The 21,995-nt window shown below is 67.4% G+C and carries 17 protein-coding genes; 9 read left to right on the top strand and 8 right to left on the bottom strand.

Going from position 1 to position 21,995, the window contains the following annotated elements:
* Nucleotides 1–150 precede the first annotated feature (150 nt).
* The 6 genes from ACFO6V_RS07180 (at nt 151) to ACFO6V_RS07155 (ending at nt 7,602) form a co-directional block, all read left to right on the top strand.
* Nucleotides 151–2,667 (top strand): choice-of-anchor P family protein, encoded by a 2,517-nt coding sequence (locus tag ACFO6V_RS07180; protein WP_377133678.1) that lies wholly within the window; start codon nt 151–153, stop codon nt 2,665–2,667.
* A gap of 210 nt (nt 2,668–2,877) precedes the next feature.
* Nucleotides 2,878–3,315, top strand: a complete 438-nt coding sequence (locus tag ACFO6V_RS07175; protein ID WP_377133676.1) for a helix-turn-helix domain-containing protein — start codon at nt 2,878–2,880, stop codon at nt 3,313–3,315.
* Between the two features lie 849 nt (nt 3,316–4,164).
* The gene (locus ACFO6V_RS07170) at nt 4,165–4,749 is read left to right on the top strand and encodes a hypothetical protein (protein WP_377133675.1); all 585 of its coding nucleotides are present in this window, start codon (nt 4,165–4,167) and stop codon (nt 4,747–4,749) included.
* Between the two features lie 822 nt (nt 4,750–5,571).
* Nucleotides 5,572–5,994: a hypothetical protein gene (locus ACFO6V_RS07165; protein ID WP_377133673.1), complete on the top strand. Its 423-nt coding sequence runs from the start codon at nt 5,572–5,574 to the stop codon at nt 5,992–5,994.
* Nucleotides 5,903–6,808: a protein NO VEIN domain-containing protein gene (locus ACFO6V_RS07160; RefSeq protein ID WP_377133671.1), complete on the top strand. Its 906-nt coding sequence runs from the start codon at nt 5,903–5,905 to the stop codon at nt 6,806–6,808. Before ACFO6V_RS07165 ends, ACFO6V_RS07160 begins: the two co-directional genes overlap by 92 nt.
* Nucleotides 6,805–7,602 (top strand): 8-oxoguanine DNA glycosylase OGG fold protein, encoded by a 798-nt coding sequence (locus ACFO6V_RS07155; RefSeq protein ID WP_377133669.1) that lies wholly within the window; start codon nt 6,805–6,807, stop codon nt 7,600–7,602. Before ACFO6V_RS07160 ends, ACFO6V_RS07155 begins: the two co-directional genes overlap by 4 nt.
* A 608-nt stretch (nt 7,603–8,210) precedes the next feature.
* On the opposite strand, the gene cas6 (ACFO6V_RS07150) is transcribed toward ACFO6V_RS07155, so the two are convergent.
* Genes cas6 (ACFO6V_RS07150) through ACFO6V_RS07115 form a run of 8 tightly spaced genes read right to left on the bottom strand, consistent with a single transcriptional unit; the run spans nt 8,211 to nt 17,655 of the window.
* The gene (gene cas6, locus ACFO6V_RS07150; protein ID WP_377133667.1) at nt 8,211–9,026 is read right to left on the bottom strand and encodes a CRISPR system precrRNA processing endoribonuclease RAMP protein Cas6; all 816 of its coding nucleotides are present in this window, start codon (nt 9,024–9,026) and stop codon (nt 8,211–8,213) included.
* Nucleotides 9,026–10,204 carry a hypothetical protein gene (locus ACFO6V_RS07145; RefSeq protein ID WP_377133664.1) on the bottom strand — a complete coding sequence of 393 codons (1,179 nt, stop codon included), beginning with the start codon at nt 10,202–10,204 and terminating at the stop codon, nt 9,026–9,028. The genes cas6 (ACFO6V_RS07150) and ACFO6V_RS07145 overlap by 1 nt, the downstream gene beginning before the upstream one ends.
* Before the next feature lie 8 nt (nt 10,205–10,212).
* Nucleotides 10,213–10,668, bottom strand: coding sequence for a hypothetical protein (locus ACFO6V_RS07140; RefSeq protein ID WP_377133662.1), 456 nt, complete (start codon nt 10,666–10,668; stop codon nt 10,213–10,215).
* Nucleotides 10,665–12,035, bottom strand: a complete 1,371-nt coding sequence (locus ACFO6V_RS07135; protein WP_377133660.1) for an RAMP superfamily CRISPR-associated protein — start codon at nt 12,033–12,035, stop codon at nt 10,665–10,667. The genes ACFO6V_RS07140 and ACFO6V_RS07135 overlap by 4 nt, the downstream gene beginning before the upstream one ends.
* Nucleotides 12,032–13,402 (bottom strand): hypothetical protein, encoded by a 1,371-nt coding sequence (locus ACFO6V_RS07130; protein ID WP_377133658.1) that lies wholly within the window; start codon nt 13,400–13,402, stop codon nt 12,032–12,034. The genes ACFO6V_RS07135 and ACFO6V_RS07130 overlap by 4 nt, the downstream gene beginning before the upstream one ends.
* A complete protein-coding gene (locus ACFO6V_RS07125) occupies nt 13,395–14,030 on the bottom strand; it encodes an RAMP superfamily CRISPR-associated protein (RefSeq protein ID WP_377133656.1) in 636 nt (211 codons plus the stop codon). The genes ACFO6V_RS07130 and ACFO6V_RS07125 overlap by 8 nt, the downstream gene beginning before the upstream one ends.
* Nucleotides 14,027–15,511 (bottom strand): Cas10/Cmr2 second palm domain-containing protein, encoded by a 1,485-nt coding sequence (locus tag ACFO6V_RS07120; protein WP_377133654.1) that lies wholly within the window; start codon nt 15,509–15,511, stop codon nt 14,027–14,029. Before ACFO6V_RS07120 ends, ACFO6V_RS07125 begins: the two co-directional genes overlap by 4 nt.
* Nucleotides 15,508–17,655 carry a TIGR03986 family type III CRISPR-associated RAMP protein gene (locus tag ACFO6V_RS07115; RefSeq protein WP_377133652.1) on the bottom strand — a complete coding sequence of 716 codons (2,148 nt, stop codon included), beginning with the start codon at nt 17,653–17,655 and terminating at the stop codon, nt 15,508–15,510. Before ACFO6V_RS07115 ends, ACFO6V_RS07120 begins: the two co-directional genes overlap by 4 nt.
* Nucleotides 17,656–17,952: 297 nt before the next feature.
* On the opposite strand from ACFO6V_RS07115, the gene cas6 (ACFO6V_RS07110) reads away from it, so the two are divergent.
* The 3 genes from cas6 (ACFO6V_RS07110) to cas2 all read left to right on the top strand — a co-directional run bounded on the left by cas6 (ACFO6V_RS07110) (nt 17,953) and on the right by cas2 (nt 21,376).
* Nucleotides 17,953–18,474: a CRISPR system precrRNA processing endoribonuclease RAMP protein Cas6 gene (gene cas6 / locus ACFO6V_RS07110; RefSeq protein WP_377133650.1), complete on the top strand. Its 522-nt coding sequence runs from the start codon at nt 17,953–17,955 to the stop codon at nt 18,472–18,474.
* Nucleotides 18,475–19,856: 1,382 nt separating this feature from the next.
* On the top strand, nt 19,857–21,089 hold the full coding sequence (gene cas1 / locus ACFO6V_RS07105; protein ID WP_377133648.1) for a CRISPR-associated endonuclease Cas1: 1,233 nt from the start codon (nt 19,857–19,859) through the stop codon (nt 21,087–21,089).
* Between the two features lie 2 nt (nt 21,090–21,091).
* Nucleotides 21,092–21,376, top strand: a complete 285-nt coding sequence (cas2, locus tag ACFO6V_RS07100; protein WP_377133646.1) for a CRISPR-associated endonuclease Cas2 — start codon at nt 21,092–21,094, stop codon at nt 21,374–21,376.
* Nucleotides 21,377–21,995 lie beyond the last annotated feature (619 nt).

Raw genomic sequence — 21,995 nt, 5'->3', positions numbered from 1 at the left:
CCTGTCGATTCGGATAGCGAAACGTAGGTTGTTCGGTTGCGCCCGAAAGGCCTGGTGTGTCGTCCGGCGGACACCGATCATGGGTACTGGTCAGGTCCGATCCATGGGGACGCGACGGCGCGTCCCTTCACGCGTCCGCGGAGGAGCGCCATGGCAACGGCAGCAGCGAGGACCGCACGGCTCGTCCGACACCTCATAGCGTTCACCGCGGTCGCAGGTCTGACGCTGTCGACGGCGACCACGAGCGGGGCCGACACGGAGGACAACGCGGCGCCACCCGCGCCGTCGTCGAGCGCCGGTGACGCACCTCCTGGCTGGCGGGCGTTCGGCTCGTACGAGGAGGCGGTCGACGCCGGGCCGAGCCGCACCCTCGAGGAGGCGGCAGCGGTGCAGCAGAACTCCACAAACGTCGCGGAGCCGACGGTGCTGCCGGCAGATCTCGACGTTCCGCTACGCGACGACGTGGGAACGCTCGACGACTTCCCGTACGACGACGAGGATCTGGTCGACCCGGAGATGCCGCTGCCCTCGCCCGGCATGTACACGTTCGAGTCCTGCCGTGCGGACTTCCCAAACGACCGGGAGCGACCGATGTACAAGAACCGGTACGCGTCCTGCCTCGAAGCACGGGTTCCGTACAAGCACTACAGATGCGCCAGTCTTGGCTGCTGGCACTCGGGTACCACGTGGTTCACCTACACGCAGATCGGTTTCGGGCACCGTGACGGGACCTGGATCAACTTCTGGTACCAGCTGACCGACTTCGACCCGCAGTTGGACGCGCCACAGTCGAATGAGCTGTCGATCGACATCGTATGCGATGCCCAGGGCCAGGCCACCTGTCCTCCGGGTGCCGGGCCTTACACGCGATCGCTTGCTGAGTGGGACGCGGAAACGGGGTTCACCAACGTCGGCTTCGAGCTCGATGACTCGCCGCCCAGCGGCGATTCGTCGTACCGGCCCGAGGACCATGTCAGCCTGCATTCGGCGCGCACGATCCTGGAGGGGGAACCGCAGTGGGGCGCCTTCGAGAGTGAGACGACCTTCCGGTGTGACAACGCCAGGTACCTCACGCCGCGGGGTGCCTGCATCTTCGACGACGTCCAGTCGGTGCACTACATCGACCTGCTGGACAACTCGATCCTGGAGGAGGCGCTGCACGTCTACGCCGCCTACAACAACCCCGACAGCACCTACCCCCAGATCCCGAACAAGCGCATCCCCGGGGATCAGTCCGTAGACCCGGCGAAGCGGCTCTCACGCATGTACTGGGGGTACGACCCGACCAGATACCGGCTGAACAACCAAACAGCGCGCCGGACCTGCACCGAGGAATACCGCGGCTACCCCGGCGACGGTCGCGACTGCGACGAGTTCCCATACCGGAGCACCTACGAGGGCGCGTACTGGGGAGTCGACCATCCGGACGATCCCTACTCGTACTCGGCGTCCGCCATCAACGCCGACCACAACGAAAAGGCAGGCCGGCTCCTCGGCGCGTGGTACCTCGCTGACCGCATCCTGCACCGTGACCGGTTCTGGGTGCAGGTCGGTTGCGGCCCGTTCGCCGAAGGGTGCGGCGGTTCCGAGCCGCCCGGCCTCCCAGGGGACAACGTCCCACCCACCGTCGACGCCGGTCCCGACGTCTCCGGCGTCGAGGGCTCGGCCATCACGCTCGCGGGCACCGTCACCGATCCGGACGACACCCCGACCATCGCATGGTCGGTCACACCCGGACCCGGCGTCGATCCTGGAGCGACCTGCTCCTTCGCCAACGCTGCCGCGCCGAGCACCACGATCACCTGCACCGACGACGGGCCCTTCACCGTCACCCTGACGGCCGACGACGGCCACGGCGAACCGTCGCCCGTGAGCGACACCGCCACGGTGACCGTGACCAACGTGGCGCCGACCGCGCAGATCACCGCTCCGGCGTCGGGCGAGATGATCAACGCACGCAAACCCGCTCCGGTGAACGTGACCTTCACCGACCCGGGCACCAACGACACGCACACCTGCCGGGTCGACTACGGCGACGACGACGGTCCGGTCGAAGGGACGGTCACGCAGCAGGCCGGCAGCGGGACCTGTACGGCCGAGCACGTCTACGGCTTCGACGGGCTCGGACCGCGCACCATCACGGCAACGATCACCGACGACGACGGCGGAGCCGACAGCAAGTCCGTCGACGTCGTGGTCTACGTGCCAGGCGCCGGCTTCGCGATCGAGGCGACCGGCCTGCTGGAGGTGGACCGCACCCCCGACGTCCGCTGCCCGCCGGACGACGCGCAGTCCACGGCGACGCTGAACACTCTGGTGGGCCGGGTCGGCGCGCTGAACGTGAGCTGCACCGTCAGCACGACCACCGGCCGCACCGAGGTCGAGACCAGCGTCGCCGACGTGACGCTCCTGAACGGACTCGTGCGGATCACCGACATCCAGAGCACCTGCACCGCCGACGCCGAGGGGATCGAGCGCAGCTCCCTGGTCGGCACGATCAACGGCATCCCCATCGGCGCCGGATCCGGCTCGCTGTCGGTGCTGGGGCTGGCCGAGGTCGCCTACAACGAGAGCACCACCGACACCGAAGGGCGCCTGGTCCAGAACGCGATCCGGGTGCGCGCGGCGGGCCAGGAGGTGGTGGTTGGCAACTGCCGGCTCGGGTAGCGCGCGAGTCCTGACAGGCTGATCCTGCTCGTTGGCTGAGGGGTCAACGGCGCGCGGCCCCTGGCCTGGCTGCGCACCGGGGAACCGAGCGAGAGCGTCGAGATCATCCCGTCCGCCGCCGCGCTCGACGCCGCGGCGACGGAGCACGGGATCTCCTGGGAACTGCACGAGTCCTATCGCACCGCGGGGCACGACCCGGTCGTCTGGGCCGTGTCCGCACGGGTCCGGCGGTCGCTGCTGGCCGACGGCGTCACCGCCGAGGCGGCGGAGGAACTGGTCAGCATCATGCTTGCGCACCTCGCGACAGCTGGCCGCGACGGAGCACGGCGCGAACCACCTGGCGCCCTGGAGCAAACTCGCGCGCGGATGGTCACGGACCGGGTGCACGGCGCGCCGTTCGACCAGCACTCGCTGGGTGATCTGGCAGCGGCGGTCCATCTCAGCCCCTACCACTTCCTGCGCGCCTTCACACGAGCGGTGGGCGTAACGCCGCACCGGTACGTCGCCGCGGTCCGGGCCGAGCGGCTGCGACGTCTGCTTGCACGAGACGGCGCGACCGTCGCATCCGTGGCGGAGCTGGCCGGCATCGACCCGCGACACGTGCGCCGTCTGCACAGGCAGGAGCTGGGCATCCGTCGGCGTCCTTGAGCTCGTAGCCGGGAGCAGCAGCACTGCGCCGTCCGGCATGGTACTCGTCGTCCTCCGACGAGCGGGTGGCTGACGCCACCGGGAGCACCTCGGCGTGCCAAGGTCGGGATCGGCCTAGGTAGGCATCGTGGGGTCAATCGTTCAGGCCCTGGGTGTCGGCGCAGACCTGGACACTGAGCCCGAACGGCACCGAGACACCGCGCGAGTTACGGCGTTGGGGGCAGCGGTCCGGCGAAACAGGGTGCATCGCCCGCGTGTCACCGGCGGCGGTCAGCGCGCAACGCATCTGCCCAGGCCAGACGGACATCGAGGTGAAAGGTGACGGGCGTCACAGCTCTGATAGCCTCATCGGGCGACGCGGCGCGCAACGGGCCGCAGCGTCGCAGGTCACGACGGCCTTCCAAAGCAAAGAGTTCCGTCGGAATTGAAGCCCGAAGGGCATAGAAACAGGTCGCCGCTGTCCAGACGGACTTGGTAGCCCTCCTGTTCCGTCGGAATTGAAGCCCGAAGGGCATAGAAACGAGTGCCGGGGCGAAGACGAGCACGGCTATGAAGCCGAGCGTGTTCCGTCGGAATTGAAGCCCGAAGGGCATGGAAACCAGCACGCGGAAGAACTTGCGTACGAATGCAGGGTTCGTTCCGTCGGAATTGAAGCCCGAAAGGGCATAGAAACCGGGCGGGCCTGGAGCGTGCAATTCCCGGTTGCGGCGCGTTCCGTCGGGATTGAAGCCCGGAGGGCATGGAAACGGGGTGAGGCCCCGGGTTGAGGTTGGAGAGCTCGCGCTGTTCTGTCGGAATTGAAGCCCGAATGTGTTCTTCTGATTCGCTGCTCTCTCATGAGGGGGCCGAGTGCCTGACCTGTTTGAGCAAGTCATTGCGGAGGCCACCCTGCTCGCTGCTTGGCGCGAGGTTCAGGTGAATGATCTGGAGGACGGGAGGGTGAACGAGCAGGTTGTGGCGTACAGCCGTGACCTGTTCGCGAACCTTGCTTCGCTTCGCGCGTCGCTCCAGGGCGGGACTTATCGCCCGAACCCGGTGTATGCGATGGAGATCCCCAAGCAGTCCGGCGGCAAGCGCCTCATTGCCGTACCCGCGGTTGCTGACCGGATCGTGGAGCGTGCGCTCATGGAGGTCATCGACGAGCACATCGATGCTGTCCTGCTTCCTTGGTCGTACGCCTATCGCCGCGGGCTCTCGGTCGAGGATGCCCTTCACGACCTGGCACGGGCCCGCGACGACGGCGCCCGTTGGGTGGTACGCGCGTCGATGTCCTGGTCCGTGGGTTCGGCGGTGCGTGGCGGGGGAGTGGCCTCGTGTCCGCGCTGTCACGCTTCGCGGAGACTGCTGGCGCCGGCGCACAGACCACCCGAGGACTTGGCTGCGTGGCCACCGACGCCGAGCACCATGATGAACACCCGCCGTCTAGATCCGTAACCGAGCCTTCCCCGAATACAACCAGTGCGCCTGAACGCGCGCGGAACATCACCGCAGGTCAGCCCACATGAGGACCGCTCCTGTGGTGTGGCTCACACCCGTGCTAGCCTCTCTTGGAACTACTCCGCGCAGCCGACCATATCAACGCAGGTCACGCCGGCCTTACGAGGCGAAGGGTTCCGTCGGAACTAAAGCCCGAAAGGGCATAGAAACAGGTGGATGCCACCCAGCTCGTCGAACAGCGCGCGTTTCGTCGGAACTAAAGCCCGAACGGCAAAGAAACACGTTGGCCGCGGAGTAGAACGTGCCGAAAGCCGGTTCCGTCGGAACTAAGGCCCGAGGGGCATGGAAACAGTTATCCGCAGTTGCTCTCCCCGGTATCGAGTCGGCGTTCCGTCGGATCTAAAGCCCGAAGGACATAGAAACCTGAGAGTGGAGCTCCGGGAGCACCCTCCTGGGTACCCCAGTTCCGTCCGGACTGAAGCCCGAAGGGCATAGAAACTAGTAGGTCTCGATCGGGACGATCTCGTACGAGTTCGTCGGAACTAGAGCCCGAAGGGCATAGAAACTCGTCGCAGATAATGCTTGCCTTCCAGCATCCCCAAAAATCCGTCGAAACTAGAGCCCGAAGGGCATAGAAACGGTCGCGCTTTTCATTTGTGCAGACTCGGCTGACCTATTCCGTGGGAACTAAGGCCCGAAGGGCATAGAAGCCCGTCGTCCTCGTTCGTTACTTTCTCGTCGACCACAGTTCCGACGGAGCTGATGCTCGAAGGGCGCGTACGCGGAACCGACACGTGGGAACCGCATCCTGTCTACGCGATGGAGATCATGAAACCCTCGGGTGGCAAGCGACTTCTCGCGGTGCCGACGGTCGAGGATCGAGTCGTCGAGCGGGCTGTGATGGAGGTGGTCGACGACTTCATCGACTCGACCTTGTTGCCCTGGAGTTTCGCGTACCGCAAGGGCATCGCGATCAAGGACGCCATTGACGAGCTGACCCAGGCGCGGGATGACGGCGCGCGGTGGGATGCCCGGGCGGACGCCGAGGACGACATCGGCGAAGGGGCACCGGTCGGCAGCGCGGTGCGGGAGAGGGTGAACTGCTGTCTGATCAGGACTGGTTGGTGCTGCTTCGTGCGACGATCGCGACGTGGCCGAGGTGTTTCTGCACAATGTCGCGTTCTCACGAGCGGAAGACGCGCGCGAGTACGTCCGCCGGCTCTCAGAGCTGCCAGTCGGTGAGTGGTATTGGAACCTCTGGAAGACCAAGCAACAGCCGCACACCACGTTCTACGACGGGGCTCTGGTGGGCCTGGTGGTTTCGTGGCCGGGGCATCGCAGTGTGGCGTTCCTCGCCAAGGCACGCCGCGTCCTGGTGGAGGGGTTCAGTGGCTGGCGTGCAGCGACGAAGGCGATCGCAGACCACACCCGTCTACCTCTGGGCGAAGTCCGTTCGGAGGCGTACCTGGCGAGCAAGCAGGACGGCGACGGCGGGCAGGTGCTGGCCTGGCAGGCGGAGATCCTGCGCCCGCTGCACCTCGACCTGCCGGACGGAGTGTCGCTCGGGCGTAATGGCTGGGCGGTGATCGATGATGCCGTCCTTGTCGGTTGGGCACTCGATGAAGGCGAGCTGCCGCAGCGTCCGTCGGGTAGTAGCGCGGGCTTCATCCTCGACGCGGAAGCTAAGCGCGCGATCGAGTTGCGAGCCGTAGACGTCGTCATCGCGTGGTGCGGCGAGAACGGGTGGCACGAGGTCCGCCACGTTGGCGACGAGGACAACCCGTTCGACATCGAGGGAACTGTCGGTGGCACCCTGCGTCGTGTCGAGGTCAAGGGAACGACCGGGGGTGCTGGCGCGGTGACCGTCACGCGCCGTGAGGTCGAGGCTGCGACCGGCGACATGAATCACCTGATGGCGATCGTCCACGGGATCTCGCTCCGCATCGACGCGTCAGATGGCACGATCAAGGCCAAGGGTGGCGTGCTCACCGTCCACGACCCTTGGCTGCCTGTCCTGGAGGAGCTCACGCCGATCAACTATCGCTGGCGACGATGAGGCCGACCCCACCGCCCGGGCTCAAGCTGCCTGAGTACGTCGTGCCTCGGCTGGGCGACCGGGTCGGAAACGTCGTAGACCACGGATTCGGCGAGGGCCAGTTGAGCCTTGGCTGGTGGAACGACGAGCTGGCGGACCTGGTCAAGGACGGGTTGCCCGACGTCCGTGTCGGCGTCGACCCGAACGAGAACGGCTCGGCCAAACTGACGCGTGGCGAGCTCTTCACGCTCGCCAAGACGCTCGACTCCGACGCAAATGACGCCTCCGTCCTCTTCTTCCTCTGCCACGTTTTCCTCTGGGGTAGCGGAATGCGTCCACGGAACAACCGGAGTCGACTTCGATCCTTCACCGGCAGCGACGTGACCGGGCGCATCGGGCTGCTGCGGGAGGCGGCGCTGGCCGCAAGGGAGGGCGAGAGGCGAGAGGCCTACTCGATGCTTATTCGCCCAGGGCGCGCTGCGATCCCGTACCTCGGCCCCGCTTTCTACACCAAGTACCTGTACTTCGTCAGCGCCGAGGTAAGTACCAACCCGTGCTACATCCTTGACGCGCGAGTTGCTGAGTCCCTGTACGACCGTGGGCGTGGCTGGTCAGATATCTCCCGAACACCGGCGCGGCGCGGCCAGGGCTGGAACTTTAGCTTCAACTGGTACACCGACACATACGTTGGCTACTGCGAACTCCTGGACCGTTGGGCCTTGGCCGCGTCCGAGCAGATCGGAGTCCCCGTGGCGGCCGACGAAATCGAGCGAGTGCTGTTCGACGGGCCCGCACCAACGACGTCGACGTCGTAGCCCCTGTACCGAAACGGCATCCGGAGACCGTGCCGCCACTACTCCACCAAGTAGGCGGACCATCCGCTCGACGGTGGTCGTTGTGTCGTTCGATCTGCCGCGATTGCCATGGCAGTGCAGGGCTGCTGGGTGCTCAGGTGGAGCGAAGAGGAGCGATGAAGCGGCTTCGCAGGCGTGACCCGTGGGCGAGAAAGAGAGACGTCGACTCCACTCTGACCGCGATGGGGACGGACTTGGTCTGGTTCGAGAATATGGACCGCGGTGGCCTCTGTGTCGTAGGGGCTCCGATTCCGGCGGAACGTCGCAATACGTCCGTGGGGCAGTCAAGGTGATGTTTCTACGCCCTGCGGGCATAGATTCCGGCGGAATCGCTACGGTCAAGTGATCCACACCTACTGGAACATGTTTCTATGCCCTGCGGGCGCCAATTCGGGCGGGACGAGAAGGAAGTTGGAGCGGCAAGGAGCGATGGAAGTTTCTGCGCCTTTGGGGCCATTAATTCCGGCGGAATCCTTCGCCTTGGAAGGCTGTCTTGACCGGCGGTGATAGGGACGATTGCGAGTAGCTGTCCCGTCGGAGGGCACATGGCTGATGATGTGGAGGTCACACTACTCGCCGCGATAGATCTGACCTGTGCGGATGCTCTGTACGCGGTGGCTTCGGAAGCCCGTTGTGGCTGTTTCCCTGTTGAGGAACTTGCTCGGAGGGCGATCAGGTCGGTGGGTAGCGACCCAGCCCAGTCCGTGTGTGGTCTGCGCACCGACGCCGGCGACGTCGGCATAGCTCGAGAGAGTGGCAAGTGTCGAGGCAAGGTCGTGCCGCGTAGTGCGTAGTAGTTGGAAGGTCGCGGTGCCGCGGAAGCCGGTGCGGGTGGACTTGCCGAGGTCGATGGGTGAGGTGTGGATTTCGGTGTCAGTGATGATGACGGCATCGAGGAGTGCGTCGGTTGCCAAGAGCGGCACTGTGCTGAACGCGTTCCAGCGGCGGATCAGGCTCTGGAAGACGAGACGAGGGTCGGGCAGCGGGATCTGGATACGGTCGCGTGTGAAGTAGGTGATTGAGCGGAACTCGAACGTTGCCGCCGGCGTTGCGGCGAGGGAGCGTAGCGCGTCGTACGAGGTCATTTCGCTGTGTGTGTCGTCAACCGTGAAGTATTGCGAGCCGAGTCGGACCTCGCGGCCGACGAGGCGGTCGAGACCGGGTGGATTGCCGTCGTCAAGCCATCCGAGTTGCAGCAGGGCGCGTCCGGAGTTGTCTGGTGCGGCGAAGAGCGGGGCGACGGAGAACGGCTTGGTCTGGGCAGTGTGGTCAGCTCCGGCTCGTTCGAGGATCGCGCATGCGAGCCCATGGAGCTGGGTGGGCGGCACCTGAGTGGTCCGGGTGGTGTCGTGCGGACGGAGCAGGAGCTTCCAGCGCGAGGGCATCAGGCGGGATCCCGTCGGGTCGACCCGGTCAGCGCTCGGACGTGATGGACCACGTGCACTGCTGCCTCGTTGTGCAGCACCCAGCCGAGGGCGATCGCGATGGCGAGGGGCGCCGCGATGAAGATGCGGGTTTCGATGTCGTCGTGTCCGATGGTGCGCTCCCATTCGGCGCGTGCTTCTCGCCAGGTCTGGTAGATGGTGCGGGCGACGGCTTCGAAGGCATCTGGGCTGGCCTCGTCCAGGGAGTCGGTGCGGGTCTGGATCACGACGGTCGCGGCGCAGGAGTCGCCGTCGTCGTGCGGGGTGGGGCCCAGGACATACCCGGTGTGTCTGCCGGTGCGGGGCAGGTGTACCTGCCCGGTGCGTGCGACGTGGAGTGCGTTCGGCACGACGTGGCCATCGTTGATCAGGTCGATGATCAGGGCCAGGCGATGCCGGTCGGCGTCGTCGACGCCCTCGACCCGAGTGCACAGGCCTCCGTCCAGGTTGTGCGGAACATCGAGGAGTGGTTGCGCGAGCGATGCGACGGCGGACGGCATTGGACGGGTGAGCTCAGCACTGAGCCGGACCCCGCGCACGGCGGGGGCCGCGATCACGCGGGGCTTGTGCATGACTGTCAGTGATCTGGGCCGGAAGTCCCACAGGGCTCGTCCGAGCTGGAAGCCGTCGTACAGCGGCGCCAGAGGGTAGAGGGAGACGTCGGTCTGGTCGAGGTTCTTCACCGAGTCCAGGACGTGGTTGTCGAGTGCTTCGGCGGCGCGGATCGCGAGCGGGCGGGCGTCGGTGTCGCCCACGGCGGGACGGGGATCGATGTAAAGGGTCATGTCGTGGTTCTCACGGGAGGCCGCGCGAGTCTGCTCCACCCGGGCTACCGATGGGCTGGGGAAGAGGTTGATCACGACCCCGACGCCTCGGGCGTGGGCCCGGTTCCAGCCCAGGACGGCCAGTGGCAGGAAGACGAGGAGCGCGACCGCGGCGAAGATCACGGCGTGCCACTCTTGGCCGACGAGTTCCTCCGGGAGGAAGTCGACGAGGCGCTCGGTGATGCTGGGGACCAGACCGATGCCGGCGCCGCCGAAGACGGCGACCAGGACGGTGCCCTGTCCCTGCGGTGTAGCGAGGTAGCGACGCAGCAGGGTCCACCAGGGGGTGCGGTAGGGCTTGACAGTAAAGGGCACAAGTCTCCTCAGGGACGCAGAGCGGCCCGGACGAAGGTGACCGGTGCCGCGCCGGCGATCTCCAGCAGCTCGAACCGGGCGTTGTAGACGGCCTGGGGGAGCTTGCCGACCTCGTGTCGGTCCTCGGTCCAGGGCAGGCCATCGCTGATGCGGACGGTCACCAGGGTGGTGGGCAGGTCGTCGACCGCGGTGCCGTCGTATGGTGCGCCGCCGGTCGTCGGGCCGGTACGCAGGGACGCGACCAGGGCGTTGGCGCGGTCGAACCGGATGCGGAACGACTCGTCCTGCTGCCAGCCCCACAAGTGGGTTGCCACAGGTGTGGCGGAGGGCAGGTCGCGTCCGGTGGTCAGGTGCAGGCCGTCGAGGTCGGCCCAGAGGCAGTCCGCCCCGGCCAGCAGGTGGCGCACGTGATGCCAGTCGTGGCGGCCGTGGCGGACGAGGGCGGCGGTGGTCGTGGTGGTCATACGTCCTCCAAGGCGTCAACGGCTTCGCGCAGCCGGGCGCGTGCGGCCGGTGCCTCGCGGTCGAGCCACCGGGCAGTCAGCGGGTCGGGAGTGAGGGTGCCGTTGCCGCGGGTGGTGCCCGCGCCGATCCCAGCGATCCCCTCGGCCAGGTCCTGGAACGCGAGCACGAGCGCGTCACGCACCAGCGGGTCCAGGCCTAGCGGGCCGCCGTCGGGCGGGGCATCGAAGGAGCCGTCCCAGCGCAGGTCGCAGGTGACCTGGCCGCTGACGACCACTTCCTCGGAGAACAGCAGCCCACGGGACGCACCGCCGAACACGCGGTCGATCGCGACGTGGTTGCGGGTACGGACCGTGGCGCCTGTCACGGAGGAGTCGAGGAACGCCAGGCGACTTCGGGCGCCCACGACCGTGCGGTCCCCGAGGTCGCGGGCAGTCCAGCCGAACGTCTCGCACACGGGGCAGGTACCGCAGGGCCCGTCGGCGCTGACCGAGGAGCAGACACCGAATGACCCGACCGACCGTAGGACGAGCTCGACGCGGCTACGCAGCACGCCCTTCCAGGTGGATCCGGGCACGATGGGCTGGTTGCCGTCGCGAAGGATCAGCGCGGTGCGCGGGCCTTCGTCGTCGTTCTGCCGACGGCCGGATCCGATGTGAAGGGCGTCGGTAACGACGAAGGTGAGCAGGCCGTCGAACTTCTCGTCGGCGAACAGGCGCTGGTCGTCGTCGGTGGCGGTGACCGGGGTGGGGGCGACGTCGTCGAAGAGGGCCGGTCCTCCGGTCGTGAGCCAGCGCAGCAGGTCCCCGTCGTCGGACAGGTCCAGGCGGACGTGCCGGACCTGGGTGACCACGGCACGTCCGAGGCCGGTGCTGCGGCCCGCGCCGATGCGTGGCCGCCAGCGGCTCAAAAGGTCGTCGATCGCGATGTCGCCGCGCTGGTCGGGGGTGTCGTCCAGGCGTAGCCAGACCTCGATCGTGCTTCCGGCAGGAAGTGCCTCGCGGTCGAACAGAGCGCCTGCGGCGGCGGCGGCGCGGTGCCGGTCGACGGCGGTCCGGCGTCGTTCTGTGGTAAGCGCCGACGGCGTCACTCGGGTGCCGAGCACCCATAGCCGGGAGACCGCCGTGCGGGTCTTCTCGGGGGAGGTGTACGTGACGTGCCCGAACAGACCGTCCCGGTCGGCGGGTGCCACAGCCTGGCGCAGGGACCCGGCGATCGACGTGGCGGGTACCGTCGGCCGGCCGTCCACGTCTCGGGCCAGGGGCAGGCTAGGCAGGACGACGCTCCCGACACCGCGGGTCTCTGGGGCGGTGACCCCTCCTGCGGACTCGAGGCGAAGCGTGGCCTGGGCGAGGTTGACGACGGTCACTGGTCCTCCCGGACGAAGGCGTCGAGCAAGGCTGCGGTGCGGTCCAGCACCTGATCGGTCTCGGACAGCAGATCGGTGAACACCTGGCGGTCGCTCGCCTCCAGCGCTTGGACGCGGGGGAACCCGGCGAGGCCCGCGCTGCGCGGAGCACCCTCGCGCAGGACAGCGATGGTGTACTCGCGCACCTGCTTGGCCGCCCAGGGCCCGATCCCGGCCGCGATGATCCGGCGGGCGTACGTCTCGGCACGTGCGGCGGCCGTCATCGTCTGCCCGGTCAGATCGGCGGTATCGGCATCGGTATCACTATTGGCGTCGTCGGCCGTGGTGCTTCCGGGCGGTGCCGGGGGCTGCCAGGGGCCGGTCGCGACCCGCACCGCTCCGAAGCCCTCGGCGCGGCGCAGCCCGAGGCCGTGGCTCTCCAGCCGGGCGACGGCGGATGCGTCGACCGGGTCGGTGAGCGTCACGGTGATGACGGTGCCCGCGGCCAGGACGACGTCGACGGGCTTGTACAGGCGCGACGCCGCGTGCCAGCCACCCTCGGCGTCTCCCCGGTACCAGATCCGCTCGACCGCGCTGACACTGGTGCCGAGCACCTCGGCCAGGTCGTGGCCGACGGCGCCGAGCACCTGGGCGGGCTCGGTGGGATCGACCGGCAGGCCCGACGAGTCGGTCAGGACGACCGGCGAGTAGAAACGCAGCACGAGTCGGTCGGTCGGCCCGGGCAGATCCGGGCGGTCTTCATCGAGCTGTCGGGCGCGGTAGGTGACCTGGCCCGAGACTGCCCGTTTGCCGCCGAACCACAGGGTGTGCGTCCCGGTCAGGAACTCCAGGCCGGCCTGGTCGAGGGTGCTGGTCTCGCCGATGCGGCCGGTGAACCGGCGTCGTGCCCCGGTGGGTGTGCTGCCGCCGAGTGCCTGCCGGGTGTAGAGCTGCCCCTCCTGGGCGGTCTGGGTCTGATCGTTCAGCTCGAGGCGGGTCCGCTGCACGATCACGCCCTGCGCCTCGGCATGGCGGACCCCGCCGCGGTCGGGGACCAGGGGCCCGCACTCGCACGCGGACGGCTCCTGGAAGGCCTCGTCAATGATGAGGTCGCAGGCGTCGTACTTGCAGCCCAGGACGGACAACGGGACCACGTCGGACCCGTCGACTAGCAGCGGCCCGTAGGTGACCAGTCCCTCGAACAGACCGGTGAACGCCTCCATCATCGGGTGGGGGGTGCGCAGGCCGTGCTGTCGCAGCCAGGCGGTGGCCAGCGCGCCGCGCAGGGTGGCGCCGGGTACGTGCGTGTGGGTGAGGGCCGGGGCGGTGCCCCGCGGGCGCGTGCCCAGGTGCAGATCCTGGTCCTGGGTGATGGTGACCTCAAGCATCGGTGTCCTCCGGGACCACGTGCGCTGACGAGGCGGGCCGCGCGGACAGGTCGTGCAGCCGGGTGATCGTGGCGGCGGTGACTGCGTGGGCGCCGTCGGCGTGGTGCGGGGTGATGGTGACCCAGCCCAGGCCGCGCCGTCGGTCGGCGCCCAGATGATGCACCCCGGCGGCGGCGCAGGACAGCACGACCAGATGGTCCTCGCGCTCCGGGAGGTCCGGTGGGAGCGGGTGGTACTGGTCGATCCGCAGGCGGGCGTGCGGCACCGGTGCTGTGTCGGAGAACGCGACCTCCTCTGCGGTGTACAGGGCGTCGCGGCGGGCGGCGCCCTGTACGGGGTCGAGTGCAACCCTGGTACGCACTACCGTCTGCCACGGTGCGAGCCACTCCACGGATCCGAACGCCCACGGGGAGGCGGACCGTTTGGTACCGAAGACCGCCCCGACCAGCGGCTCGCCGTGCAGAGCGTCTTCGGTGAGTTGTTCGGCCGAGGCACGCAGCAGCCCTTTGAGGGTTGTGGCCGGCAGGAGGTCCTGCGGGTCGATCGTGTCCTGCAGACCCGGGCGGGCCAGGCCCGTGGCGACACGGAACGGGGAATGGAACGTGAGGTCCAGGATCAGTGCGGTCATGACGGGGGCCACCACCTGACGAGGTTGAGAGCTGTGGGCAGCGGCATCCCGGCGGGCTCCGGCTGGTCGAGGTTGGCGCCGGCGGGTAGGAAGGCCTCGATCGCCAGGCGGTGGTCGCCGACCCGGCGTGCCACGGTGTGCGCGGTGAGCGCTCCCGCCTGCGTGTGGGCGACGCCGACTGCGTTGCGGTGTGCTTGCGGCACCCCGGCTAGCCGGTCCAGGTGCGGCGCTGCGACACGCAGTTGGGCCAGGTCGGCCGGTTCGTGTGCCGGGTCGTGCCCATCGGTGGTGATGTCGAGCCACTGCACGGCCGGTGTTCTGCCGCGGGTGTGCCGCTTGGCCTGCCGGAGCATGCGGGCCGCGGCGTCGACCACCAGGGTGAACGGGTAGGAGCTGTCGGAGATTACGATCCCGGCTGACGCTGAGATCGGGGCAAGCGGTATGGCCCGGCCTGCGTTGACCGTGTCCAGCAGGTCGCTCGCGGCCACGTCCATCCACTCGGCGAACGCGCTCAGGTAGGTCAGGGTGAACCGCCACGCGTGCTCGGCCGGCAGCGTGACCATCAGGTCGTCACCGCCCGCCACGTGCGGCACGACCGACAGGATGTTCCGATCGCCGAGGACCGCCCCGGTCGCCTGCGCGAGCGCTTGCTGGGTGGCCTCGTTCAGGTCCGCGGAGACCTTCTTCTTACGGGACTGCATCTGTGGGTCGGTGGCCGTGGCCAGTGCGTCGAAGAACGCGCCGACGGCGTTCCCGTCGGCGAACACCGTCGCCAGGTGGTTGCGCCCCGAACCCGAGCTGCCGAGCCGGGCGAGCTCGTCGAACGTGTCGGGCGGATCGGCCAGGCCAGCGCCTGGCGCGCGGTCCTCGTCCAGCCGGTGGCGCAGCTCCTGCTCGGCGGTACGGGCGAGGTCCGGGTCCGGGTCAGTGGGCTGCTTGCGTGTCTGGGCCAGGCTCACGTTGCGCACCGTGCAGTCCTGACACAGGCGCTGCCTGTCGCCCATGACCCTGTGCCACCTCACCGCCGGGTCCGTGTGGCAGACGTCGCACCTGGTCACCGCCTGGAACTCAAATACGGGCGGGAGGTCCACCCGAGCCTCCCCGGCGGCTCGACGGGCCTTGATCTGCTGGTGCACGGCTTCCAGGTAGTTCTCGCCGTACCCGTGGACCGAGGTGAGGTGGGCCGCCGGGAGGTGCTCGCGCAGGTGCGTCAGGAGCCGGTCCTGTACCTGCCGAACCATGGCCTCGTCGGCAGCGGGGTCGGGTGGCGAGGAGGCCGCGAACCAGACGCTGACCACACCGTCCGCCTCGCCCGCCTCCGGGTTGACCTCCGCCAGACCTGCCACCACCGGGTCGACGACGGCAGCGGCCGTGGCAGCTTTGATCGCCGCGCTGCCCGACCGGTAGCCGCGCAGGGTCGGGGTGCGGGACAGGTACTGCTGGATGCGGACCACCGCGGTGTCCACGTAGACGTTTGTCACCGGCGCCTCCCGCCGTCCTGGCCGGGCCGGGGCACTGGGCGTGTGCGGCGTTCGATCTGGACGTCGTCGTCCCCGGCCGTCGGGAAGTAGGCCAAGGGGTTCTCCTGGTTGCGGTCGGAGGCGCCGTCGGAGTACTTCCAGAATTCGAAGCTCGGCTTCAGGTCTGCCGGGGACGGCCGACTCTGCGGGGACAACTCACGGGCTGGTGGGTACCAGACCAGCTCCGGCTCGGCCCGGTCCAGCCGTAGCGCGGCGCGGGCGTGTGGCCAGACGTTGCGCAGGGGCCTGGCGGTCTTCCACGGGTGCGCGGCCACGAATGCCGCGACCGCCGATTCCGCGTTAAGGGGCGCCTCCTCGGGTACGCCCAGGTACCGGGTGCCCGGCCTGGCCACGTCGACGACGACGTCGGTGGACACTGTCCCGAACCCGAGCGGTGCCCCACCCCCGAGGTGCCATCCGTACTGGTCATCGGTGGATTTCCCGGGGTTCCCGAGAGCAGCGAAGAGCAGGGCGGGATCCAGCGCGGCAACCACGCCACCCAGCTCGACGGCGGACAGGTTCTCGACCGTGACCCGGGCCTGGAAGACCGACTCGGCATTCACCGACTCGGCGGTGCTGAGCATCGAGCTCCCGGCATGCTCCTGGTGGAAGGCGCCGGGCTTGTGTTCGGTCGCCCGGAAGTAGGGGCGCCGGCCTGCCTGACCGGTGAGCCAGTACTGCTTGCGCCCGCGCAGCTGACGGTTGCTCTTGTTGTCGGCGGACGAGCCCCACTCCCGGTACCCGAGTTCGTCCTGGTCGGCGGCCTCGAACTGGTCGAGGTCGGTGTCCAGGTAGGCCTGCCCAGCGCCCGGGCGCGGGGCACCGAGTGGGGGCAGGTGGACCGTCGTCATCCCTGCGATCGACACCGGGGCAGCGTCACCGAACCGGACATGCCCGCGGTAGGCACGCTGCTCCGCCTGCGCGGAGTCGCGACCGTTTGGGTCCACTGAACCGAAGACCCGGCATGTTGGGCACAGATCGTCGGCGGATCGGCACGCCAGCAGGTGGGGCGGTACACGCGTGGACGCAGCACCGCGGCCGGGGCGACGCCAGATGGCCGACACCGCCAGTTCCAGGACCTCGACCCCGCCGCCGGCGTGGCGGTACCGGGCCCAGACCACCTGGCTGGGGTACAGGCGCCGTCGGACACGGAACCGGTAACCCATCAGGCGCCCGTCAGGGTGCCGGACCGGCACGCTCGCTGCGTCATGTTTGGGGACGGTGTCGTCTTGCCGCACGTCGTCTGCGCCCGCGGCTGCGGCACGATAGCCCTGCCACGCGTCGTCGCTCACTATCGCCGGGAGCGGTTCCGAGGCCAGGCGACCCGCAGCGACGAAGTAGCCGCCGGGGATCGGTTTGCCGTTCTTGTCCAGGCGTAGACGATCCCCGTCTTTGAGTGCCTTCTTGCGAGTACCGGGAGGCGAGACCAGCAGGACGCTGTCGCCGCGTGCCGGATCCTGTGCCGACGGGGCAGTCATGTCCTGCGGGTTCTTGATCTCCAGACGGCTCACCTGCACGCTGTTCGCGCCCGCCCTGCCGAACGTGACTTTCTCGGGGGTGCCGTCTACCCGCAGGTGAGCGCCGGTGCGCACCTGCGAGTGGTCACCGAGCACCGCGGCTGCTGCGGGCGCCGGGATCCAGACGGCCTCCTGGCAGGTCTGGACGGTGAGTGGGCGGCCGTCGTCGTCGACGGTGACGATGCGCAACAACTTCCAGCTCGCGTCACGTGACCGGGCACGGTCGCGGTAACCGGGCACGAAGTCGCCGTCGAACACTCGCAGGCACCCGCCCGCGAGGATCTCGTGTACGGACCGCACCGCACCCGCCAACGATGACCCAGGCACGAATGGCTGAGTCTCATTGCCGGATTCGGGGAAGTTTCGCCGGGGGAACCTGCTGGTCGGGACGTTGCCCTGGGCGCCTGATTCGTCGGCGTGCACATTGCGCAGCAGCAGCGGGCTACACGCCGTGATCGTTACCTCGATCGTCCCGGAATACCTGTCTGACGCAATGCGATCGTGTCCAGCCGGTGCCTGACGCCGGTGCTCCGTGGGCGTAGCCGGAAAGCCGACGAACGTGTACGGGTTGACGAAGACATCCGGCATGACGCCGCTCCAAGGGTCGACAAGTACGTGCGGAACAGGAGGTGCAGTACGAAACGACCAGATCCCAGGCCAGAGGATTGAGGCCCGGACCAGCCCACCCAGGAACCTGTCGATGACCAGGTTGCGAAGCGTCTACCTAGGACTACCTGGGGACGTATGGCGGCACAAGGCGCAAGTCCCCCAGGCGCGGGTGAAGTGGGGGTGACCTTGCCTTCGGGAGGAGGGCGCCCTGGGTCTCACGTGCCGTCGGCCCGTCTCTACCCAGTGAGGATTTGTCCCCTCGCGACCCCGGCGGAGTTGACGTTCCGGTCGGTCACGTACTTCTCGCGCGGGGACCGGCAGATCCCGCTGCCCGATCCTGAGCTGGTGTTTACCAGTCTCGCGCGCCGCTGGAACACCTTCTCGCCTGATGGTGCCAGCTTTCGGTCGGTGACGATCGAGGCTCTGCTCGCCAGCATCCTCCTCAGCGAACCCCGGATCGAGAGTGGTCAGGTCGACCAAGGGAGAGCAATTCGAGTCGGTTTTCTGGGCAAGGCACGATTCGGTCTGGCCCGTGCTGCTGGCCAGGACCTGGAGCGGGTCTTTGCAACGCTGGCTGTGTTCGCGGATACTGCGGGTATTGGTGCCCAGACCACCCACGGTCTCGGGTGGGTCAGCGTCGAGCTTGGTGCTGAGCCCGGAGCACCTCGGGACGCCTCGCGAGTTGGGGTGCTCGAGGGGTCGGAGCGGCGAAACAGGGTGCATCACCCGCGTGCCACCGACGGCAGTCAGCGCGCAACACATCTGCCCAGGTCAGAAGGAAATCGGGGCGAAAAGTGACGGGCGTCACAGCTCTGATAGCCTCATCGGGCGACGCGGCGCGCAACGGGCCGCATCGTCACAGGTCACGACGGCCTTCCAAAGCAAAGAGTTCCGTCGGAACTGAAGCCCGAAGGGCATAGAAACTTGAGCGCAGCGTCGTCGTCGATCGGAGTGATCTTGTCGTGCGTGTTCCGTCGGAATTGAAGCCCGAAGGGCATAGAAACTGTCCTTGACGAACCCGTGGGGATCGAGAAGCGCACCGTTCCGTCGGAATTGAAGCCCGAAGGGCATGGAAACCGTCGGCGAGGGCGTCCCAGTTGGCCTGGATGACGGTTCCGTCGGAATTGAAGCCCGAAGGGCATAGAAGCGCGAGGCTGAGCGGTCTTGCCCATGATGCGGGAAGCGTTCCGTCGGAATTGAAGCCCGAAGGGCATGGAAACGGGGTGAGACCCCGGGTGACACATCTGCCCAGGTCAGAAGGAAATCGGGGCGAAAAGTGACGGGCGTCACAGCTCTGATAGCCTCATCGGGCGACGCGGCGCGCAACGGGCCGCATCGTCACAGGTCACGACGGCCTTCCACGGCGAAGAGTTCCGTCGGAATTGAAGCCCGAAGGGCATAGCAACGTATTTCCTGGTCGGTGATAAACTCGTGTGCCTTCGTCGTTGGGTTCCGTCTGAATTGAAGCCCGAAGGGCATGGAAACAAAGGTTGCAGGATGGTCAGCTTCCGCTTCCGTTGTTCCGTCGGAATTGAAGCCCGACGGGCATAGAAACGATGCCCACGGTGGTGTTGCTTCGCCGCTACTGTGCGTTCCGTCGGAATTGAAGCCCGAAGGGCATGGAAACACGAGCTCGCGCGTCCACCAGCCCCACGTGATGTGGCGGTTCCGTCGGAATTGAAGCCCGAAGGTCATAGAAAGCATGAAGAGCACCGGTACTGCGAGGATAAGAGCGGCGACTGTTCCGTCGGAATTGAGGCCCGAAGGGCAATAGAAGCGTCTCGCTGAGCACATCGTCGATGTTGCTGAGCTCCACGTTCCGTCGGAATTGAAGCCCGAAGAGCATGGAAACGGGGTGAGACCCCGGGTTGAGGTTGAAGAGCTCGCGCTGTTCTGTCGGAATTGAAGCCCGAATGTGTTCTTCTGATTCGCTGCTCTCTCATGAGGGGGCCGAGTGCCTGACCTGTTTGAACAAGTCATTGCGGAGGCCGCCCTGCTCGCTGCTTGGCGCGAGGTTCAGGTGAATGATCTGGAGGACGGGAGGGTGAACGAGCAGGTTGTGGCGTACAGCCGTGACCTGTTCGCGAACCTTGCTTCGCTTCGCGCGTCGCTCCAGGGCGGGACTTATGGTTGGTCAAGACGGGAGGGAGCGGGCTCCCCTGGACTCGTTCGACCGCGCGATGCTCCGCCACGGGCATCGCGTCCTGCGCTACAGCGACGACTTCGCGGTGCCCGTCACCACGCATGCCGCAGGCGAGCGGGTGCTTGAACTCATTGAGTCGGCTCTGCGGGAACTGGACCTTGAACTCAATGAGGACAAGTCCCGCATCGAGTCGTTCGACGAGGGTGTCGACTTTCCGGGCCAGACCGTCACTGCCCGCTCCCAGGCGGGTACGACCACCTACGTTTCGCCGCTGGAAGCCACTGTCTACGTCACCGAGCCTGGGTCGTCGATCCGCTCCCGCGACGGCCGGCTGCGGGTCATGCACCGAGACCGGCAGCTGTTGTCCGTGCCGTACGACCGTGTCAAACAAGTCGTCTGCACCGCGCCGACCACGCTGACCAGTCCGTTCCTCCGCCGTGCGCTGGAGCACGACATCGAAGTCGTGCTCACCGAGGAGGACGGCGACTTTCTCGGCCGGTTGCACGGTACCGGCAGCCCTGGTGTCGAACTCCGCCACAAGCAGCATCGCCTCGTCGACAAGCGCGCAGAGAAGGTCGACCTCGCTCGAATCTTCGTCGCAGCGAAAATCGCCAACATGCGTACGGGCCTACTGCGCGCAGCTCGATCGGGTCACGTCGAAGACATCGAAATGGCCACGGACCGCCTGCGCGCAGCTCGGGGTACCGCGCTCGTTGCAGATTCCGAAGCATCGCTCATGGGGACCGAGGGCGCGGCCACCCGCGACTACTTCGCCGGGCTCGGTCGCATCCTCGGCGACACCTGGGCCTTTACCCACCGCCGTCGACGCCCTCCTCCCGATCCGATCAACGCGATGCTCTCCTTCGGCTACACGCTCCTCACCCAGGAAGCGGTCAGCGCGGTCGAGCTCGCGGGCCTCGACCCCGCCGCCGGCTTCCTGCACGAGATGCAACGTGGCCGACCATCACTCGCGCTGGACCTCATCGAGGAGTTCCGGCCCATCATCGTCGATCCCGTGGTCCTCAGCCTGTCCCGAAGTGCCAAGGTCAGCCCTGCAGGCTTCGCGCAAGTCGAAGACCGCGGCTGCCGGATGGACCGAGATACCCTCCACCTGTTCCTGGCCGCGTACGAGCGTCGGATGCTCACCGTGGCGCACCACCCCACCGGGCGACGTATCTCCTACCGCCAAGCACTCACGACTCAGGCGCGCCACCTGGCCGACGTCATCGACGACCGTACCCCTGTGTACACACCTATGACCTGGCGATAGCCGTGGTCCACATTCTCTTGATCTGCTACGACATCCCCGATGACGACCGCCGCACCGCCATCTCGAACCTGCTCGCGGTCCACGGCGCCCGAGTCCAGCTCAGCGTGTTCGAGATCGCCCTGCCCACGAAGAAGGAGGTTCGCAGTCTGCGCAGCAGCCTGCGTCGCCTCATCGACAAGGACACGGACCAGGTCCGCATCTACCCCCTATCGCCCATCGCCGCCAACGAGATGGTCATCCTCGGGCGTCGGCGGCTCGAGGAACGCGCTGACTTCTGGATCGTCTAATGGGACAGCATGTGGGTGTGCTCTCCATTGGGTACTGAGTCGAGCAACAAGAACCCACCCGTGACTCCCGGCCAGGCGCGTCGGGGGCCGGTGCCCGCTTCCGACGCAGCGCATCGCGCGATCCGACGTTGGACCGCAACCCGACCTCGTGAGAGGGCGGAGGCATGCGGTCGGCGGGACCCTTCACCGCTCGTCGAACCACTCGGACCGAACCCCGAGATCGGCACGGCGAAGGTCGCCACGACACTTGACTTCGTCGACGCTCGCCGTTCTGCATTCCATGCTCCGCCGGCTCTTGGCGTAGGGTCCAAACTGGCGTTGCAACCTCGCGGCGCCGACATCATCAGCACCCCGCCGCTGTCGAGCTGATCCTCATCGGTGGGGGAGCGGTAACGCAGCCCTGATTCCCCCATGGTGCCCCCACAGCGCTCCGGCTGACAGCGAACCAGCAGGTCAGGGGAACAATGCACAGTTCAACGTCTGAAACCCAGCATCCTCGGGTCCGGTCTGGACGATCGACGAGGTCTTGACGCCGGGGATTCAACGCGCTGATCGTCCGGTTCCAGAGTGCGAACTCTCAGCCCAGGGAGCAGAACAGAATTGGCGCGGTGGGTGCGCG

Origin of the sequence: Promicromonospora alba, from assembly GCF_042654905.1 — a bacterium.
GTDB classification, from domain to species: Bacteria; Actinomycetota; Actinomycetes; order Actinomycetales; family Cellulomonadaceae; genus Promicromonospora; species Promicromonospora alba.
This window is presented reverse-complemented; position numbering and strand designations above follow the sequence as displayed.

Bases quoted from the DNA above. Each gene is read 5' to 3' on its own strand.
- cas1 (WP_377133648.1), top strand. From the start codon at position 19,857: ATGCTCCGCCACGGGCATCGCGTCCTGCGCTACAGCGACGACTTCGCG.
- cas6 (WP_377133667.1), bottom strand. From the start codon at position 9,026: ATGCCCTCGCGCTGGAAGCTCCTGCTCCGTCCGCACGACACCACCCGG.
- ACFO6V_RS07155 (WP_377133669.1), top strand. From the start codon at position 6,805: ATGAGGCCGACCCCACCGCCCGGGCTCAAGCTGCCTGAGTACGTCGTG.
- ACFO6V_RS07125 (WP_377133656.1), bottom strand. From the start codon at position 14,030: ATGACCGCACTGATCCTGGACCTCACGTTCCATTCCCCGTTCCGTGTC.
- ACFO6V_RS07130 (WP_377133658.1), bottom strand. From the start codon at position 13,402: ATGCTTGAGGTCACCATCACCCAGGACCAGGATCTGCACCTGGGCACG.
- ACFO6V_RS07115 (WP_377133652.1), bottom strand. From the start codon at position 17,655: ATGCCGGATGTCTTCGTCAACCCGTACACGTTCGTCGGCTTTCCGGCT.
- ACFO6V_RS07180 (WP_377133678.1), top strand. From the start codon at position 151: ATGGCAACGGCAGCAGCGAGGACCGCACGGCTCGTCCGACACCTCATA.
- ACFO6V_RS07140 (WP_377133662.1), bottom strand. From the start codon at position 10,668: ATGACCACCACGACCACCGCCGCCCTCGTCCGCCACGGCCGCCACGAC.
- ACFO6V_RS07165 (WP_377133673.1), top strand. From the start codon at position 5,572: ATGGAGATCATGAAACCCTCGGGTGGCAAGCGACTTCTCGCGGTGCCG.